This window comes from Veillonella sp. 3_1_44 (assembly GCF_000163715.1).
GTDB lineage: Bacteria > Bacillota > Negativicutes > Veillonellales > Veillonellaceae > Veillonella > Veillonella parvula_A.
The window spans coordinates 442,059-459,896 of sequence record NZ_GG770199.1 but is presented as its reverse complement, the minus strand read 5'-3'; the positions used below and the strand labels follow the sequence as shown (position 1 = coordinate 459,896).

The 17,838-nt window shown below is 37.2% G+C and carries 16 protein-coding genes and 1 other annotated feature; of the genes, 15 read left to right on the top strand and 1 reads right to left on the bottom strand.

Annotated features, from left to right (window positions below):
- Window positions 1–9 precede the first annotated feature (9 nt).
- The 4 genes from HMPREF0873_RS02120 to HMPREF0873_RS02105 are packed head-to-tail and all read left to right on the top strand — an operon-like array spanning window position 10 to window position 3,423.
- On the top strand, window positions 10–1,056 hold the full coding sequence (locus HMPREF0873_RS02120) for a SufD family Fe-S cluster assembly protein (protein ID WP_008714047.1): 1,047 nt from the start codon (window positions 10–12) through the stop codon (window positions 1,054–1,056).
- Between the two features lie 12 nt (window positions 1,057–1,068).
- Complete coding sequence (locus tag HMPREF0873_RS02115; RefSeq protein ID WP_004696029.1) at window positions 1,069–2,298, top strand: SufS family cysteine desulfurase; 1,230 nt, start codon at window positions 1,069–1,071, stop codon at window positions 2,296–2,298.
- 14 nt (window positions 2,299–2,312) lie between these two features.
- Window positions 2,313–2,738, top strand: coding sequence for a Fe-S cluster assembly sulfur transfer protein SufU (gene sufU, locus HMPREF0873_RS02110; RefSeq protein WP_004696027.1), 426 nt, complete (start codon window positions 2,313–2,315; stop codon window positions 2,736–2,738).
- Between the two features lies 1 nt (window position 2,739).
- Window positions 2,740–3,423, top strand: a complete 684-nt coding sequence (locus HMPREF0873_RS02105) for an HAD hydrolase-like protein (protein WP_004696982.1) — start codon at window positions 2,740–2,742, stop codon at window positions 3,421–3,423.
- Window positions 3,424–3,503: 80 nt separating this feature from the next.
- Here HMPREF0873_RS02105 and HMPREF0873_RS02100 read toward each other — a convergent pair whose 3' ends face one another.
- On the bottom strand, window positions 3,504–4,010 hold the full coding sequence (locus tag HMPREF0873_RS02100; RefSeq protein ID WP_004696023.1) for an S-adenosylmethionine decarboxylase family protein: 507 nt from the start codon (window positions 4,008–4,010) through the stop codon (window positions 3,504–3,506).
- Between the two features lie 213 nt (window positions 4,011–4,223).
- Here HMPREF0873_RS02100 and HMPREF0873_RS02095 point away from each other — a divergent pair, with 213 nt between their 5' ends.
- The 11 genes from HMPREF0873_RS02095 (at window position 4,224) to HMPREF0873_RS02045 (ending at window position 17,837) form a co-directional block, all read left to right on the top strand.
- Window positions 4,224–4,703, top strand: coding sequence for a CtsR family transcriptional regulator (locus HMPREF0873_RS02095; protein ID WP_004696020.1), 480 nt, complete (start codon window positions 4,224–4,226; stop codon window positions 4,701–4,703).
- Between the two features lie 6 nt (window positions 4,704–4,709).
- The gene (locus tag HMPREF0873_RS02090; RefSeq protein WP_038125381.1) at window positions 4,710–5,249 is read left to right on the top strand and encodes a UvrB/UvrC motif-containing protein; all 540 of its coding nucleotides are present in this window, start codon (window positions 4,710–4,712) and stop codon (window positions 5,247–5,249) included.
- 9 nt (window positions 5,250–5,258) lie between these two features.
- Entirely contained in the window at window positions 5,259–6,320 is a 1,062-nt protein-coding gene (locus HMPREF0873_RS02085) for a protein arginine kinase (protein WP_008714041.1), read from the top strand.
- A 234-nt stretch (window positions 6,321–6,554) separates the two neighbouring features.
- Window positions 6,555–9,002 (top strand): ATP-dependent Clp protease ATP-binding subunit, encoded by a 2,448-nt coding sequence (locus tag HMPREF0873_RS02080; protein WP_008714039.1) that lies wholly within the window; start codon window positions 6,555–6,557, stop codon window positions 9,000–9,002.
- 163 nt (window positions 9,003–9,165) lie between these two features.
- Entirely contained in the window at window positions 9,166–10,539 is a 1,374-nt protein-coding gene (gene radA, locus HMPREF0873_RS02075) for a DNA repair protein RadA (protein ID WP_008714036.1), read from the top strand.
- 15 nt (window positions 10,540–10,554) lie between these two features.
- Entirely contained in the window at window positions 10,555–11,706 is a 1,152-nt protein-coding gene (locus HMPREF0873_RS02070) for a PIN/TRAM domain-containing protein (protein WP_004696009.1), read from the top strand.
- A complete protein-coding gene (gene ispD, locus HMPREF0873_RS02065; protein ID WP_008714035.1) occupies window positions 11,690–12,865 on the top strand; it encodes a 2-C-methyl-D-erythritol 4-phosphate cytidylyltransferase in 1,176 nt (391 codons plus the stop codon). Before HMPREF0873_RS02070 ends, ispD begins: the two co-directional genes overlap by 17 nt.
- A gap of 2 nt (window positions 12,866–12,867) precedes the next feature.
- The gene (gene gltX / locus HMPREF0873_RS02060) at window positions 12,868–14,337 is read left to right on the top strand and encodes a glutamate--tRNA ligase (RefSeq protein ID WP_008714033.1); all 1,470 of its coding nucleotides are present in this window, start codon (window positions 12,868–12,870) and stop codon (window positions 14,335–14,337) included.
- A 136-nt stretch (window positions 14,338–14,473) separates the two neighbouring features.
- On the top strand, window positions 14,474–15,427 hold the full coding sequence (locus HMPREF0873_RS02055) for a bile acid:sodium symporter family protein (RefSeq protein WP_232191989.1): 954 nt from the start codon (window positions 14,474–14,476) through the stop codon (window positions 15,425–15,427).
- A 239-nt stretch (window positions 15,428–15,666) separates the two neighbouring features.
- Window positions 15,667–15,873, top strand: a binding site (T-box leader).
- Window positions 15,874–15,922: 49 nt separating this feature from the next.
- A complete protein-coding gene (gene cysS, locus HMPREF0873_RS02050) occupies window positions 15,923–17,371 on the top strand; it encodes a cysteine--tRNA ligase (RefSeq protein ID WP_004696001.1) in 1,449 nt (482 codons plus the stop codon).
- Window positions 17,361–17,837, top strand: a complete 477-nt coding sequence (locus HMPREF0873_RS02045) for a Mini-ribonuclease 3 (protein WP_008714027.1) — start codon at window positions 17,361–17,363, stop codon at window positions 17,835–17,837. The genes cysS and HMPREF0873_RS02045 overlap by 11 nt, the downstream gene beginning before the upstream one ends.
- The last annotated feature ends 1 nt before the right edge of the window (window position 17,838 follow it).

Here is a 17,838-nt window from a genome sequence, read left to right as displayed (position 1 = left end):
GGAGGAATTATGAGCGAATTACTATTTAATGAACTCCCTAGACCGACATTCAGATGGTTGCGCGTTAATCATACTGTAAGCTCTCTAGCTGGAGAAGATACAGCGGTACAATCCATCGCTGTGGAAGCTAATAAAAATATACTTTCACCATTACCTGTTGGTACAGCATTACTAGATGGTAATTATGAAGGTGCTAATAAAGAAGCTGTTCATGTATTAGTTGAAAAAGCGGAAGGCTATGCTATCAATGTGCCTCCTAAGGCGAAAGAAGTTGTAGGCATCCGCATTGATGCTAATGCTCGTGTAGCAAACCGTTTCCAATTTATCGTTGGTGAAGGTGCTGAGCTAGAAGTACAATTCTATGTAACTGGTTCTGGCGATGCATTGACAAATGTTAGCTATTTAAACGAATACGATGTGAAAGAAGCTGGTAAGGTTGTAGTAAAAAAGGTAAATCTTTTGCCTGAACATGTACAACATATCGAGCATCGATACACTAAATTAGAAGAAAAAGCAGATGTAGAATACATCAATATTGAAATTGGTGGCAGTGAAAACATCTTGAATTACTATCATGATTTAGTAGGTCAAGAATCCCGTATGGTTCATGACATTGCTTATCTTGGTAATAAAGAGCAAAAATTTGATATTTCTATGGTTATGAGTCATGGTGGTAAAAAATCATTTAGTGATATTCATACCTTAGGTGCTCTTAGTGGCAATTCTAAAAAATCCTTCAGAGGGACCCTTGATTTCCTTAATGGAGCAACAGCTTCTGAAGGTGCGGAAGAGGATACTTGCTTATTGTTAGATCCAACTGTAAAATCTGTTTCGTTACCACTTTTATTGTGTAAAGAAGATAATGTAGTTGGTAATCATGCAGCAAGTGCAGGCCAAATTGATCATAATAAATTGTTCTATATCATGAGCCGTGGCTTTAGTGAGGTAGAGGCAAAACATATCATTGTTGAATCTATGATTCGACCTATTATTGATCGCATTGGTGATGAAACGATTGAAGAAGCAGCGTTAGCAGCTGTACGTAATAAAATTTAAAGAGGCGTTTTTATGAGACCAATTGCAGAAGCATACAAAGACTTTCCTATATTACATAAAGAGCATAATGGGCATCGTGTTATCTATTTAGATAGCGGTGCTACTGCTCAAATTCCACAGTCCGTAATTGACCGTGTTGTGGAACATATGACACAACGTAATGGTAACCCACATCGTGGTTCTCATATTTTAGCCATTGAAGCATCTGAAGACTATGAAAATGCACGGGATCGCGTAGTTGAATTTATCAATGCTCGCGAACGAGAAGAGGTTATATTTACACGTAATAGTACGGAGTCAATGAACTTGATTGCCCACAGCTATGGCCTTCATAATGTGAAAAAAGGTGACAAGATTGTCATTACTGTTGCTGAACATCATGCGAATCTTGTAACATGGCAATATGTGGCAGAACAGACGGGGGCAACCTTAGAATACATGTATCTTGATGAACATGGGCACTTAAAAGATGGTGAAATCAATAAAATTGATGAAAAGACTAAAATTGTTGCTTTCGCTCATGTTAGTAACGTGCTTGGTATGGAATTCCCAGTAAAAGAATTAACTGAGAAGGCTCACTCTGTAGGTGCTATTGTTGTTCTAGACGGTGCTCAATCTACACCTCATAAAAAAATTGACGTACAAGCATTGGATTGCGATTTCTTCGTATTCTCTGGCCATAAAATGTGTGCATCTCAAGGGATTGGTGTACTATACGGTAAACGTGATTTATTAGAAACTATGCCTCCATTCCTATTGGGTGGCGATATGATTGAGTATGTAAAAGAACAAACTGCTACATTCAATGAGCTTCCATATAAGTTTGAGGCAGGTACTCCAAATGCTGATGGTGCCGTTTCCTTGCATGCAGCTATTGATTATTTGGAATCCTTTGGAATGGATGCTATAGAAGCCTATGAAGAGGAGTTAGTAGCTTATATTCTTCCTAAGATTGTTGAATTGCCACATGTCCATGTTATTGGTTCTCAAAATCCTAAGGAAAAACATGGCGTTATTGCGTTCACTGTAGATGATGTACATCCTCATGACGTAGCTACAATTTTGGATTCTAAGGGGATCTGCGTTCGTTCCGGTCACCATTGTGCACAACCATTAGGTGCGTTCTACAATGTATCTGCATCTACTCGTTTAAGTATGTACTTATACACTCGCAAGGAAGATTTAGACGCATTCCTTGAAGTATTAAAGACTGTTCGTTCAGTAATGGGTTTTAAAGATTAGGAGAATTACCACTAATGGAAATGGATCAATTATATACGGAACTTATTTTGGAACATAACCAAGATAAACGTAATAAGCATGAATTATCTGAATTTACAAATTCTGAACATGGACATAACCCTAGTTGTGGTGATGATCTAACATTACAACTCAATGTAGTAGATGGTATCATTAAAGATGCTGCATATACAGGTTCTGGCTGTGCTATTAGCCAAGCATCTGCATCTATGATGATTGATATCATTAAGGGCAAATCTGTTGAGGAAGCGCTTCGTTTAGTAGAAATTTTCTTGGGTATGATTAAAAAAGAGATTACCGATGAAAATGAGTTAGAAGAATTAGAAGATGCTATGGCTCTACAAAATATTTCTAATATGCCAGCACGTGTAAAATGTGCAGTTCTTGCATGGCATACATTGAAAGAGGCTTTAAAGAAATAATATGAAGAAAACGATATTATTTGATTTAGATGGAACCTTAACTGACTCTCAAGAAGGTATTCTTAAAAGCATTAAATTTGCATTGGAACATTTCGGTTATACTGTACCTGATGAAGAAACATTACAATTGTTCTTAGGACCACCATTGGTAGATGCTTTCCAAGAACATTGTGGTTTGACCTTTGAGCAAGCGGAAGAAACATACTTTAAATTCCGTGAACGTTATGGTACCATCGGTAAATTTGAAAATAAAGTATATCCGAATATTGTAGACTTATTAGCTAAATGCAAAACTGAACAATATACTATAGCTGTAGCTACTGCAAAACCAGAACATTATGCTAAAGATATTCTTGATCACTTTGAATTGACACCATACTTTGATGTTATTGTTGGCGCTAATTACGAAGCGGGATTGTTACACAAAAAAGAAATTCTTGAAAAAGCTCTCACGCTATGTGGTAACCCATTAACTGATGAAAATGGTCGTCGATTGACATTCATGGTTGGAGATCGTAAGTACGATGTAGAAGCAGCTAATGAACTTGGCTGTATCTCCATCGGTGTTACCTATGGTTACGGTACGGAATCTGAGTTAAAAGAAGCGGATGCCGAATATATTTGTGATGATGTTGATGAAATTGCTGATGTTCTCAATCTTGAAGAAATGATGGTTCGTAGATAAGCTATATAAATAGAATTACATATCAACCCAAATAAAAAGCTAGAGGAAATCCTCTAGCTTTTTTGCATCTTCATTTTATGTTATTTTTTTAGGCCACTCTTTTTAGCTAATGTTTTGATAACCTTAGCACTTTGTTTTTTCAACTTGCCCCCTGTTTGTTTGAGTTGGATACGTGTACGAGAAACACGACCAAGTGTAGTAATCTTAGTTTTGCGACGTGGCTTCATATCTCGTTCGTTACCAAAGTCGCCACGTTGCACACTTGTTGCCTTTACTTTTTCAGCTCTAAAAGATTTACGTAAGGCTTTCATAATTAATGTAAGCGGTAATGTTTGCTCGAAGGAATATAAATCAACTGCTACATAACCAAGTGCAGGATATGTGTGCAATGTAAAGTGAAAACCTGGTGCGACAGAAAGGAGGGCGATTTCCTCGTCCATAACTTGACAACTGATTTCATCTACATCAAGTTCAGCTAAGTCAAATGCGGTTGCTACACTTTCCTGTACAGCTGTAGCGGATGAAATTGCGTCTTCATCGCAGGAATATAAATCAATTAACAGTTCTTGTCCTAATGCTTCTGCCATAACAACACCTTCCTTCAGAAAATAATATCTCATTTATTATACATAGATTTAAGGATTAAGTCCAATTATATGAGAATACATTAAAAGTCAAACGTTATTTTTATAAAATTTGACTTTTATATTGACTAAGGTCAAAAAGTCAAATATAATAGAGTTATGCTAAAGAACAAATAGTCAAAACTATAGTAAATAAACTTTAAAGGGGTGTTTTTTATGAGTATGATAGCTGATAAAATAGAAAAATTTATATTAGACCGTATGCGTGAAGAACAAGAAAAGCTAATTTTAAAGCGTAATGAATTGGCTGATGAATTAGATTGTGCGCCATCCCAAATTAGTTACGTATTAAGTACGCGTTTTTCTAATGAGCGCGGTTTCGATGTTGAGTCAAGACGTGGCTTGGGTGGATATATTCGAATCAAAAAAATTAACCCAGAAAGTTCAGATTCTTTACCTGCTGTTACAACTTATCGGATTTATGAAGGTCCAAATACGGTAGAACGATTAATTGATATGCGAGATGTAGATCAATCATTATTTCAATTATTACAATCTGAAAAGATTACCCGTCGTGAAGCTCAATTGATGCATAATTCTTTTGCTACATTAATTGAAAATGTAGACGTAGAAGAACGTAATGATGCTGTTCGTCAATTATATGCATCAATGGTGGACACTTTGCGGAAGGAGTGATGATTTGTGTTATGTGATCATTGCCATAAAAATGAAGCTACTATCCATATGACTAATATCATAAATAATCAAAAGACTGAGCAACATCTTTGCAGTAGTTGTGCCACCGAGTTACAACAAGCTGGGAAATTATCTCCTTATAGTTCTTTTATGAATGATATGTGGGATAATAACTTTTTTACTAATGATTTTTTTAAGAATATGGTGTATCCAGATAACTTATTAAAAGCTCATCAATCTAAGAGATGCCCTCAGTGTGGTATTACTTATGATGAATTCAATCGGGTAGGTAAGTTTGGCTGTGGTCAATGTTATGAGACTTTTAATAGTGAAATAAATCCATTATTAGAACGAATACAAGGTAGTTCTGAGTATGAAGGGACTATACCTAGTCGTGGTACTAATGTTTTTAAAGCAAAGTATGAAGTAAAGCAATTGCGCCGTCAATTAGATACAGCTATTCAAGCTGAAAACTTTGAAGAAGCTGCAATTTTGAGAGATAAAATTAAAAATCTAGAAGTTATCATTGATGGTGATAACGAATAGGAGGTTCTTATGTTAGATACTATATTGGACTCTCCGCTAAGTCAGTGGCTGTGTCAGGATACAGAGGCGACAGACCACATTGTAATTTCAAGCCGTATACGATTGGCGAGAAATTTTGATGATATATTGTTTACGAATCGTGAAGATACAGTTTCCTTAGAAAAAGTGAATAAAATCTCTCGAGGCCTATTGCCAATATTAAAAAAGGCTGATGAGCACCAATATACAAATATTAGCCTTGAGCAATTAAGTCAACGTGAACGTGCTGTCTTAGTTGAAAAGCATTTAATGAGTCCTGCTTTAGAGGAACAATTACCGTATCGTAATTTGATCGTATCTGATGATGCTTCTATCGCAATTATGGTAAATGAAGAAGATCATTTACGTATTCAATCTATGGCTCCAGGACTTAAATTGCAACAAGCTTATAATCATGCGGTTCAAATTGATAAAGCTATTGAAGCAAAATCCCCTTATGCCTTTGATAAGCGATTTGGTTATTTAACTGCTTGCCCCACTAATGTGGGTACAGGTTTACGAGCCTCTGTTATGTTACATTTACCCGCATTGACGTTATCTGGTCGTATTACGAGACTCATTCGTAACATAATACAATTAGGTTACTCTGTACGAGGGTTGTATGGGGAAGGTTCCGAAGCTTTAGGTTGTATTTACCAGATTTCTAATCAACGAACGATGGGTATTAGTGAAGAAGCAACTATTGAGCAATTGATTAAAATTGTAGAAGGAATTATTGCAGAAGAACGAAAGTCTCGGCAATCTTTATTACACAACGATAAAGAAGGTTTGGAAGATATACTTTGGCGATCCTATGGAATTTTACAATATGCACGACGTGTAAGCGGTAAAGAGGCACTTAGTAAGCTTAGTGACATTCAATTAGGTGTAGATTTAGAAATTTTACCATTCTGGGGTAAAGATACTTTTAATGAGCTTGTTGCTATAACTAGACCAAACTTCCTCTCTAAATACTTAGGTAGTGAAAATTTGACAGATACCGATCGCGACAGCTATCGTGCAAAGGTGATACGTCAAAAAATTTCAAATTAATATAAGTACATAAATAATTAATGCATGATTATTTATTTTGTATAGATTGATTTATATAATTTTCTTAGTTTACTGTTAAGAGATTTGTAAAAAATAGTAAATATTAATACTAGATAGCATAATAGATTAATAGAGTTTAATAATATTTTTGATATTCCAATGGTTATTTCACCATTGTTTACATATATTTGAAAAGAAATAATTACAATTTACATAGATAGATGAGGTGATATTATGATGCAACGGTTTACAGACGATGCACAGCGTGTTCTTTCGTTAGCTCAAGAGGCTGCTTTGGAGTTAGGACATGACTATGTCGGTACTGAACACGTACTCATCGGCCTTACAAAGGTTAAAAATGGTGTAGCAGCTAAAGCTTTAGAAGAGCTTGGCCTTGTTACAGAAGATATTTTTGAAGCTGTAGAAGAACATGTAGGACGTGGTAATAAAAAGGCAACGTCAATATATATGACACCTCGCGTTAAGCATGTGCTTGAGCTTGCCATTCAAGTAGCAAATCACATGAATCACAACTACGTTGGTACTGAGCATATTCTATTGGGCCTACTTAGCGATGGTAGCGGTGTTGCAGTTGCTATTTTACGAGCTATGAATATACGTAGTAATGACGTAGTAGAAGCAATTCGTAGTATTCTTGGCTCGAATAAAGGTAGCAATAATGGTGGTCAAGAGGGAATAAATAGCAATAATGATTTAGGTGAGCTGTCAGATTTTGCAACTGACCTTAATGAGTCTGCTAAACAAGGTAAGATTGATCCCGTTATTGGTCGCGATACGGAGATTCAACGAGTCATTCAAATTCTCAGTCGTAGAACTAAAAATAATCCTGTTCTTATCGGTGAACCAGGTGTAGGTAAAACAGCTATTGCCGAAGGCTTGGCACAGCGCATTGTGACTGGTAATGTACCGGAGATTTTGCGTAATAAACGCATTATATCTCTTAGTATTGGCTCTATGTTAGCGGGTGCCAAGTACCGTGGTGAATTTGAAGAACGGTTAAAAAAAGCTATCGATGAAGTACAACAACATGATGATATGATTATCTTTATAGATGAAATTCATACATTGGTTGGGGCAGGTGCTACTGAAGGTGCTATGGATGCAGCTAATATCTTAAAGCCAGCTTTGGCACGAGGTGAATTCCAAGTTATCGGTGCCACAACACTTGATGAATATAAGAAACATATAGAAAAAGATGCTGCTTTAGAGCGTCGTTTTCAACCCGTTCAAGTAGGAGAGCCTAACGAAGAGGATGCTCTTGAAATTTTAAAGGGCTTAAGAGATCGGTATGAAGCTTTCCATAAGGCTAAGATTACAGATGAGGCATTAACAGCAGCTGTGTCTTTATCTAGCCGATATATTACAGATCGATTCTTGCCTGATAAGGCTATCGATGTAGTCGATGAAGCTGCATCTAAGGTTCGTATGAAAGTATTTTCTGCAGCACCTGATGTTAAAGCATTAGAGGATCGTCTCAATACAGTTAAGAAAGAAAAAGAAGCGGCTGTTACGTCTCAAGATTTCGAAAAGGCTGCAAAGCTTCGCGATGAAGAACAATCACTATTAAAAGAAATTGGTGATAAAAAATCTATTGCTAAAGAAAAAAGCGATCAAAAGTTAATAGTAACAGAAGAAGACATAGCTGCTGTAGTAGCGCAATGGACAGGCATTCCAGTGGCTAAAATTGCAGAAGAAGAGTCTGCAACCTTACTACATTTGGAAGAAGAACTTCATAAACGCGTAGTAGGTCAAGATGAGGCTGTTACTGCTGTAGCTAAAGCTGTACGCCGTGCAAGGGCTGGATTAAAAGACCCAAAACGGCCTATTGGTTCATTCTTGTTCCTTGGGCCAACTGGTGTAGGGAAAACTGAGCTAGCAAGAGCGCTTGCATCCTCCTTGTTCGGCGATGAATCTGCTATGATTCGACTTGATATGTCTGAATATATGGAAAAACATACTGTGTCTCGCTTAGTCGGTGCTCCTCCAGGTTATGTAGGCTATGAAGAAGGTGGCCAATTAACAGATGCGGTACGTCGTAAACCATATAGCGTTATCCTCCTCGATGAAGTGGAAAAGGCACATGCAGATTTCTTTAATATTTTGTTACAAGTTCTTGATGATGGTCGTCTTACTGATAGTCAAGGAAGAACTGTAGATTTCAGAAATACAGTTATTATTATGACAAGTAACTTAGGTGCTAAAGCTTTACATAAAAACTCTCCAGAACTTGGTTTTTTAGCGGCTAAAAAATCTGATTTCAATGTAGATGAAAATAAAGAAATTGAGTTCAAAGAGGCTAAGAAGTCAGTAATGGATGCGGTGAAACGTCATTTTAGACCTGAGTTTTTAAACCGTATTGATGAAATGATTGTATTCCATCCATTAACAGGAGAGGACTTAAAAGAAATTGTAACCATTTTAATGAGTGATGTCACAAAACGCCTTGGAGAACGTGATTTACAATTAGAAATAACTCCTGAGGCTATGAAATTACTCGTTAAGGAGGGCTCTGATTTCACAATGGGGGCTCGACCATTAAAACGTGCTATTCAACGTTTAATTGAGGACCCAGTGTCCGATCTTATTTTGAAAGGAGATGCAAAAGAAGGTAAAATTATTAAAGCAGATGCAAAGGATAACGATCTTGTTGTATCAATATGATAAAAATACAAATTATACAGTTAATGACTACCTTTCATATAAAAAATATAAGTTAAATGGTATACTATAAAATGATGATAGTTAACCATGTAGTAAAATTATGCATAAAAGGTCATGAATGGTTATCATTCATGACCTTTCTTTTTAAATGTATTGAGGTGTTATGGCAAAAGCAAAATCTGTATTCTTTTGTCAAAATTGTGGGGCTGAATCCTCTAAGTGGATGGGCCGTTGTCCACAATGTGGAGAATGGAATACATTAGTTGAAGAAATCATTAAAGAAACTAAACATAGTCGAACACCTTCTCGAGGTGTTGGAAATCAAACGGCGAAGCCTACCGCCTTGCCAGATATCGAAATTTCTTCTATTGCACGCGTATCTACAACCTTTGGTGAAATTGACCGTGTATTAGGTGGTGGCATAGTGCCTGGTGCTCTAATGCTTTTAGGTGGTGATCCTGGTATTGGTAAATCTACTCTGTTACTACAAGTATCCCAGAAGGTAGCCGATACAGTAGGAGCAGTTCTTTATGCATCTGGTGAAGAGTCTCAGTTACAACTTAAACTTCGAGCAGAACGACTGCATATTAATAGTGAACGATTACAAGTTATTGCAGATACTGATCTAGATCATATATTGGAGCAAGCTGAAGCAATGACTCCTTCCTTACTAGTCACTGACTCTATACAAACTATGTATACTGGAGATATAGATGCTGCGCCAGGCAGTGTTAGTCAAGTTCGGGAATGCACATCTCGCCTACTTCGCTTCTGTAAAGAACGAAATATACCTACTGTAATCATTGGTCATGTAACAAAGGAAGGCAATATTGCAGGGCCTCGTATGTTAGAGCATATGGTAGATGTAGTGCTTTACTTCGAAGGGGAGCGTTCTTATCAATTCCGTATATTACGGTCCATTAAAAACCGTTTTGGTTCTACATCAGAAACAGGTATTTTTGCCATGGTAGAGGAAGGGTTACAAGAATTATCCAATCCATCTGCTTCTCTCTTGGCAGAGCGTTCCGATGAAGAAAGTGGCAGTGCTGTTATGATTTACCTCGAAGGGGTTCGGCCCATCTTAGTAGAGGTACAAAGCTTGGTCGTTACTACGGCCTTTGGTATGCCTAGACGTACGGCGATTGGTTATGATCTTAACCGATTAATTGTATTATTAGCAGTCTTAGAAAAACGCTGTGGCTTTACATTAGGTAATAAAGACGTGTATGTAAATGTCATCGGTGGTCTCAAGGTAAATGAACCTGCTTGTGATTTATCTATGGCGGTTGCCATTGTGTCAAATCTGAAAAATCGAATCGTTCCAACAGATATGGTAATTTTAGGTGAAGTAGGCTTAACTGGTAATGTTCGCAGTATTCCTCGCATTGAACAGCGTATAAATGAAGCCAAGAAATTAGGTTTTAAAAAGTTTATTATTCCTGAAGGCAACTATAAACAAATCAAGGATAATGATAGTTCTATCAAAATTAAAGGTGTCAAATCTATACAAGAGGCGATGCAACTCGTATTTTCATAATTAGGAGGTGATTTCATGATTTATCGGATTTTACGCTATGTAATAGCCATTTTAGTAGGTACAGCAGCCTACGTGGGAATGGATAGCTTAGCACCTATTATTGACCCATATTTGGTTTCTCAATTTGAATCTTTTGGGGACATGTCATTAACAATTGCACGTATTGCAGTATTAATCGTAGGTACTCTATTAGGCCTTGTTATTGGTTATCTGATTTCATCATTTATTCTGAAACAAGGTTTAGTAATTGCTAAAAGATTAGAGCGTATTCTTACTCATATTCCAAATCAAGAATTGATTGCAGGCACCATCGGTTTATTATTCGGCCTTATTATTGCAAATCTAATTGGTGTTGCATTCAATCAAGTACCTATTATAGGACCTTATATTCCTATAATTTTGAGTGCTATTTTTGGATATAGTGGACTTAAAATCATGGCTCGTAAAGGCCCCGAAATGTACAATAATTACGTACAACAATGGGGAGGAGATAGCACTAAAAAAACAAGTCGTTTTAAAATGTTTTCAACTCATAAATTAGATAAATCCTCTAGTACGCCAAAATTACTAGATACTTCAGTTATCATTGACGGTCGTATCAAAGAACTATGTGCTACGGGCTTCATTGAAGGCCCTCTTATGGTGCCACTATTTGTATTAAATGAGTTACAGGTAATTTCTGACTCTGCGGATGCTACGAAACGCAATCGTGGCCGACGTGGCCTTGATATTTTGAAGGATATGCAAGATGCCAATAAGGTAGCTATAGAAGTTGTTGAAGATGATTATGATGATCTTGTAGAGGTTGATTCAAAACTTATGCGACTTGCTTTAGATAAGCAATGGAAATTGATGACTAATGACTTTAACTTGAATAAGGTGGCTCGTGTACAAGGTATTGAAGTGCTTAACCTCAATGAATTGGCAAATGTATTAAAACCTGCTCTAATCGCTGGAGAATGGATTCGCGTTCAAATCATGAAAGAAGGTAAGGAAGTACACCAAGGTGTGGCTTATCTCGACGATGGCACGATGATTGTCGTAGAGGATGGTAAGCCTTATGTTGGTCAAAATGTAGAGGTTATGGTTACATCCATATTACAAACGAGTGCAGGACGGATGATTTTTGCTCGTGTAGATGGAGGACAAAATGGGCAAGGCAATTAGTTGTATCGTTCTCGCTGCAGGTGCTGGTCGCCGTATGGGATATAAAGAAAATAAGATATTTATTCCTTTAGGGGGATATTCTATTATTCAACGTACCATACAGAATGTAGAAAAGATTGAAGGTTTAAAAGAAATTATTCTTGTTGTAGCTGAAGGCGAACAAGAATATATGTCTAACCATATTCAAGGGTTGGATTTGCATATTCCTGTAAAGATAGTGCTTGGTGGAAGAGAACGTCAAGATTCTGTGGCTTATGGGCTCAAAGCTGTATCAGAAGATAGTAATATTGTGCTAGTTCATGATGGAGCGCGTCCATTAGCATCAACGAAACTGTTTGATTCTGTTGTTAGGGCCGCAATAGAATATGGAGCTGCTACTGTAGGTGTCCCTGCTACGGATACGATTAAACGAGTTGATACAGAGCATACTGTAATAGAAACATTAAAACGCAGTGAATTATACCAAATTCAAACGCCACAAGGCTTTCAAAAAGATCTATTTAAAGAGGCCCATCAAAAGGCTTATGATGAAAAATATTTAGGCACTGATGATGTGTCCCTCGTTGAGCATTTAGGGCAGCCTGTACATATAGTAAGTGGAGACTATTGTAATATTAAGGTGACCACTCCTAATGATATTGCAGTAGCAAAACGATATTTAGGAATTGAGGATAAGCGTATGCGCGTTGGATTTGGTTATGATATTCATCAATTAAAAGCAGGTCGTCCTTGTATCTTAGGTGGTGTTCATATCGAATCTGGCCTTGGCCCTGATGGACACTCCGATGCGGATGTTCTCATTCATGCCTTGATGGATGCCATGCTAGGCGCCGCTGGTTTACGGGATATTGGATACTATTTTCCACCTGAAGATGACCAGTATAAAGGGATTTCTAGCATGCTTTTACTAGAAAAAGTAAATTTCTTATTGAAAGAACGTGGGTTACAAGCCTATAATATTGATATTATGGTTATTTCTGAGACACCTAAATTAAAACCTCACATCGATATGATGAAGGCTAATTTACAGTCTATATTAGAGATACCATTAGATCGCATTAGTATTAAAGCGACAACAAATGAAATGCTAGGGGCTATTGGGCGCCGTGAAGGCATTGCTGCACAAGCTGTCGTTTCTGTATATGAAGGAGAGATTTAATCATGAGTTCCATGAAAGTTCGTTTTGCTCCAAGCCCTACGGGTCCATTCCATATTGGTGGTGCTCGTTCTGCTTTATTTAACTGGTTATTAGCACGTAAGGAAAAAGGCACATTTGTATTGCGCATTGAAGATACAGATTTAGCTCGTTCTACACGTGAAAGTGAAGAGAATATTAAAGCTTCCTTACAATGGCTTGGCATGAACTGGGATGAAGGCATTGATGTGGGTGGTAATAATGGTCCTTACCGTCAAACAGAACGTCTTGATTTATATAAAGAAGTAACACAACGCTTATTGGATGAAGGTAAAGCTTATGAGTGTTATTGCACACCTGAAGAGTTAGATGCGGTGCGTCAAGATCAAATGGATCGTGGGGAAACACCAAAATACAACGGTCATTGTGAACACTTAGATGAAGAGACAAAGGCTAAATACATTGCTGAAGGTCGTAAACCTACAATTCGTTTGCGTGTACCGTTGAATAAAACATACGCTTTTGATGATATGGTACGTGGGCATGTATCCTTTGAATCTAATGGCGTTGGTGATTTTGTAATTGTAAAATCTGATGGCATTCCTGTATATAACTTTGCTGTAGTAATGGACGATCATATGATGGGGATCACTCACGTTATTCGTGCAGAGGAACATTTATCTAATACACCTCGTCAAATGGCTATTTATGAAGCTTTAGGTTGGGAGGTCCCTAAGTTTGGTCATATTTCCTTGATTCTTGGTAAAGACTACAAGAAAATGTCTAAACGTCATGGTGCTACTTCTGTTGAACAATACAAACAATTAGGGTACTTGCCAGAAGCACTTGTAAACTTCTTGGCACTTCTTGGTTGGGCTCCTGAAGGTGAAGAAGAATTCTTCACACAAGATGAATTAATTCAGGCTTTCTCTATGGATCGGGTAGCGAAAAATCCTGCTGTGTTTGATATTGATAAATTGAACCATATAAATTTCCACTACATGAAGAATTTGAGTGATGAAGAGTTATTCCACCTTTGTTTACCGCATTTGAAAGAGGTTGGTTTAGCTCCAGATAGCTTGAATCAAGCTGATATTGATTGGTTGACATTATTATGCTCTACATTCCGTGATCATATTAGCTATGGTGCTCAAATTAAAGATCATGTAGGATTGTTTATGGGCGAAACAGTATTCCTTGAAGAGGGGCATGAAGAGGAGTTGCGTGCTGTATTGAATGAAGAAACAGCTCCAACAGTTCTCGGCGCTTTCCGGAATGCATTGGCTGAACTTGATGAAATTACACCTGAAGTTGTAAAAGCAACAATCAAGGCCGTAATGAAAGAAACCTCTTTAAAAGGTAAATTCGTATTTATGCCAATCCGTGTAGCTTTAACAGGTCAAATGCATGGTCCGGATTTGAATAATATTGTTACATTACTTGGTAAAGAAAAGTGCTTACATCGTTTAGATAATGTAGGTGCATTAACAAAATAAATTTGATCAATTAATCAAAGGAGTTCACGTAACAAGTGTTATGTGAACTCCTTTTGTATGTGTTGTTAATATTCTATAGAAATGCTATAATAATCGGCGTATTAAATTTTGATTTATTATGAAAGCGAGTGTTTTTATGAGTGTTATTCGTTCTATTAATCACTTATTCAATAGTTATCTATCCTGGATAGTACTATTGATGGCTGTTTTAGCATATATGCTACCTGCAGTATTTTCTTGGATGACTCCATATATTGCTTACATGCTACAGTTTGTTATGTTTGCGATGGGGTTAACATTAACGGCTCAAGTCTTTATTGATGTATTTAAGCAACCAATGAAGGTTATTCTCGTATCCGTAATCCAATTCTTATGGATGCCATTGGCAGGTTTCTTAGTAGCCTTAGCATTTAATTTTCCTCCAGAAGTTGGGATTGGTTTTATCTTGTTGGGTGCATGTCCTGGTGGTACTGCTTCTAATGTAATGACCTTCCTTGCAAATGGTAATGTTCCCTTATCCGTATCAGCAACAACTGTATCCACATTATTGGCACCTATTTTAACGCCTTTATTTGTCGTATTATATGCAGGTGCAACATCTTCTATTGAAATTCAATTTATGCCAATGTTTATATCCATTGTAAAAATCGTGTTAGTACCAATTATTTTGGGGATTGTATTGAATTACTTTATTGGCGCAAAAATTGAACCTGTAAAATCTGTATGTCCAACCATTGCATCTATCGCGGTATTGCTTATCTTGGCAGCTGTAACTGCAGTTAACCAAAAGCAAATTGCCGAAACTGGTTTCATTATTTTTGTAGCGTGTTTAGTACAAAATTTGAGTGGTTATGTTGTGACATACTTTATATGTAAAGCTCTCAGTATTGATGTGTCTTCTCGTCGTGCTATGCAAATTGAAGTGGCTATGCAAAATTCTGCATTATCCGTATCTTTAGCACTAAAACACTTTACACCACAAGCTGCGGTAGCAGGTGCAGTATTCTCCATCATTCATAACTTTACAGGATCTATTTTTGCAGGTATTTGCCGTAAACATGATGATCAAGATAAATTAGAAAATGCTTAATATTAATTGATTTGATGTAATGACATTATTATTACTTGTGTACTATAAAAGCTATTGTTATGAATGATAATAGTAATTTAATATTCTGATTATATATCCTCATCTTTCTAATTAAGCTATTTAAAATACCTATTATGATATGTGAATAGCTGCCTATGAAAGATGGGGATCTTTCTTGTAAATATTGACATTCTATAGCTTTATTGGTAAAATATTTTTATATATGAATATAGATTATTTTAATAGCTGAGACTGAAAGAAGTACTCTACAACTAACTTTTTAGCGAGAACCGATGGTGGGAGGGTTCATGGATAGGTAGATGAAATGCATTCACGAGCTGACACTCCGATTATAGGTAGGTTTGTCCGGCGACGCACCGTTATGCGATGAGTGGGTATCGCTATTGGTACCTAACAGAGTGGAACCGCGGACCATCGTCTCTGTATGAGATGAGAGGTCTTTTTTATTTTACAAAATTGGAGGCATCGGTAACGATGAGAGAAATTACTGTTTATAATACTATGACGCGCCAAAAAGAGGTTTTTAATCCTGTAACACCAGGTGAGGCAAAAATGTACGTATGTGGTGTCACACCATACAATCATCCTCATATTGGCAATGCTCGTCCTTTCGTGACTTGGGACGTAATTCGTCGCTATATGAAACATGTAGGCTATAAAGTAACATATGTACAAAACTTTACTGATGTGGATGATAAAATCATCAACACTTCTAATGGTGAAGGTGTCTCTTGGGATACCATTGCAAACCGCTATATCGATAGTTATTTTGAAGTAATGGATGCGTTAGGTGTACAACGTGCAGACATTTATCCACGTGTATCTACACATATTGATGATATCATTGCTATGATTCAAACATTGATTGACAAGGGCTACGCCTATGAACTCGATGGCGATGTATATTATAGTGTGGAGAAATTTGAACATTACGGTGAGTTATCTGGTCGTACATTAGACGATATGGAAGCAGGCGCACGTATTGAAGTAGATGGTCGTAAGAAGAATCCTATGGACTTTGCTTTGTGGAAAGCAGCAAAACCTGGTGAACCTTATTGGGAAAGCCCATGGGGGAATGGTCGTCCAGGGTGGCACATTGAATGTTCTGCTATGAGCCAAAAATATTTAGGCACAGAATTTGACTTCCACGGTGGTGGTAGCGATTTGATTTTCCCTCATCATGAAAATGAAATTGCTCAATCAGAAGGTTGCTCTGGTCAACATCCAGCAGTGCGCTACTGGTTGCACAATGGTTTTATCACTATTAATTCTGAAAAAATGTCTAAGTCCTTGAATAATTTCTTCTTGGTAAAAGATATTTTAGAACAATATAGTCCTGATGCATTGCGTTACTTCTTATTGAGCACGCATTACCGTAGCCCATTAGATTTCTCTGATGAGCGTCTAGAAGAAGCTAATAAATCTTTGGAACGGTTAAGCACAGCTATTGAAAACCTTCTTTACCTTGAAAAATGTGAGCCAGGCTCATGTGATGAAGCTCAACGCTTATTAGAAAAAGCGAAAGCATACGAAGAAGAATTTGAGGATGCTATGAGTGATGATTTCAACACTGCTTTAGCAACTTCTAGTATGTTCGGTCTTGCAAAAGAAATTAATATCTACTATCAAGCTGTAACAAGTAGAGAAGGCGTTGTTTGCCAAGAGGCAATTGCTGAAGTGAAACGAATCTTCAAATTTATGACAGATGTTATTGGTGTTCTTGAAAAAGCTTGGGAAGGCAATACGGGTGCTAATGCTGCTGAATATGAAGAATTAATGCAAGTTATTCTTTCTGTACGTCAAGCTTGTCGCGAGCAAAAACAATGGGCATTAGCTGATTGTATCCGCGATCGATTAGCTGAGATTGGTATTACCATTGAGGACTCTCCTCAAGGTGCACGGTGGAAAAAACGTGAAGTTTAAACAATTTCAATTCTTAAAGAATGAAGCGATAAAGAAACTAACGGCTCTTGAAGAAGAGCCGCTTCGTTTGCGCAAACGAACAATAGAGGAGTGCCTAAGTGCCGATGCAGTTATGCTAGCTTATATCGGTGATGCAGTATACTCCATGTATGTGCGCGAACGCGTAGTACAAATGAATATTACAAAAGTACAGATCTTACATACTATCGTTACTGAATTTATTTGTGCTAAATCACAGGCAAAAGTATTGCTAGAAATAGAAAATACTTTCACAGAAGATGAACAAGCTATTGCACGCCGTGCTAGAAATAGTAATGTAAACGTGCCTAAAAATAGTACTGTTCAAGAATATCGCAGTAGTACGGCCTTTGAAGCAGTACTAGGATTTCTTTATGAAACGCGCCAAGATGAGCGCTTACAGCATATCTTGGGGCAAGCCTTTTCTATAACTCTACGAGGTATGTAGT

What these genes read in the sequence shown, in the direction of transcription:
- HMPREF0873_RS02120 (WP_008714047.1), top strand. Translation starts at nt 10, where the DNA reads ATGAGCGAATTACTATTTAATGAACTCCCTAGACCGACATTCAGATGG.
- HMPREF0873_RS02115 (WP_004696029.1), top strand. Translation starts at nt 1,069, where the DNA reads ATGAGACCAATTGCAGAAGCATACAAAGACTTTCCTATATTACATAAA.
- sufU (WP_004696027.1), top strand. Translation starts at nt 2,313, where the DNA reads ATGGAAATGGATCAATTATATACGGAACTTATTTTGGAACATAACCAA.
- HMPREF0873_RS02105 (WP_004696982.1), top strand. Translation starts at nt 2,740, where the DNA reads ATGAAGAAAACGATATTATTTGATTTAGATGGAACCTTAACTGACTCT.
- HMPREF0873_RS02100 (WP_004696023.1), bottom strand. Translation starts at nt 4,010, where the DNA reads ATGGCAGAAGCATTAGGACAAGAACTGTTAATTGATTTATATTCCTGC.
- HMPREF0873_RS02095 (WP_004696020.1), top strand. Translation starts at nt 4,224, where the DNA reads ATGAGTATGATAGCTGATAAAATAGAAAAATTTATATTAGACCGTATG.
- HMPREF0873_RS02085 (WP_008714041.1), top strand. Translation starts at nt 5,259, where the DNA reads ATGTTAGATACTATATTGGACTCTCCGCTAAGTCAGTGGCTGTGTCAG.
- HMPREF0873_RS02080 (WP_008714039.1), top strand. Translation starts at nt 6,555, where the DNA reads ATGATGCAACGGTTTACAGACGATGCACAGCGTGTTCTTTCGTTAGCT.
- radA (WP_008714036.1), top strand. Translation starts at nt 9,166, where the DNA reads ATGGCAAAAGCAAAATCTGTATTCTTTTGTCAAAATTGTGGGGCTGAA.
- HMPREF0873_RS02070 (WP_004696009.1), top strand. Translation starts at nt 10,555, where the DNA reads ATGATTTATCGGATTTTACGCTATGTAATAGCCATTTTAGTAGGTACA.
- ispD (WP_008714035.1), top strand. Translation starts at nt 11,690, where the DNA reads ATGGGCAAGGCAATTAGTTGTATCGTTCTCGCTGCAGGTGCTGGTCGC.
- gltX (WP_008714033.1), top strand. Translation starts at nt 12,868, where the DNA reads ATGAGTTCCATGAAAGTTCGTTTTGCTCCAAGCCCTACGGGTCCATTC.
- HMPREF0873_RS02055 (WP_232191989.1), top strand. Translation starts at nt 14,474, where the DNA reads ATGAGTGTTATTCGTTCTATTAATCACTTATTCAATAGTTATCTATCC.
- cysS (WP_004696001.1), top strand. Translation starts at nt 15,923, where the DNA reads ATGAGAGAAATTACTGTTTATAATACTATGACGCGCCAAAAAGAGGTT.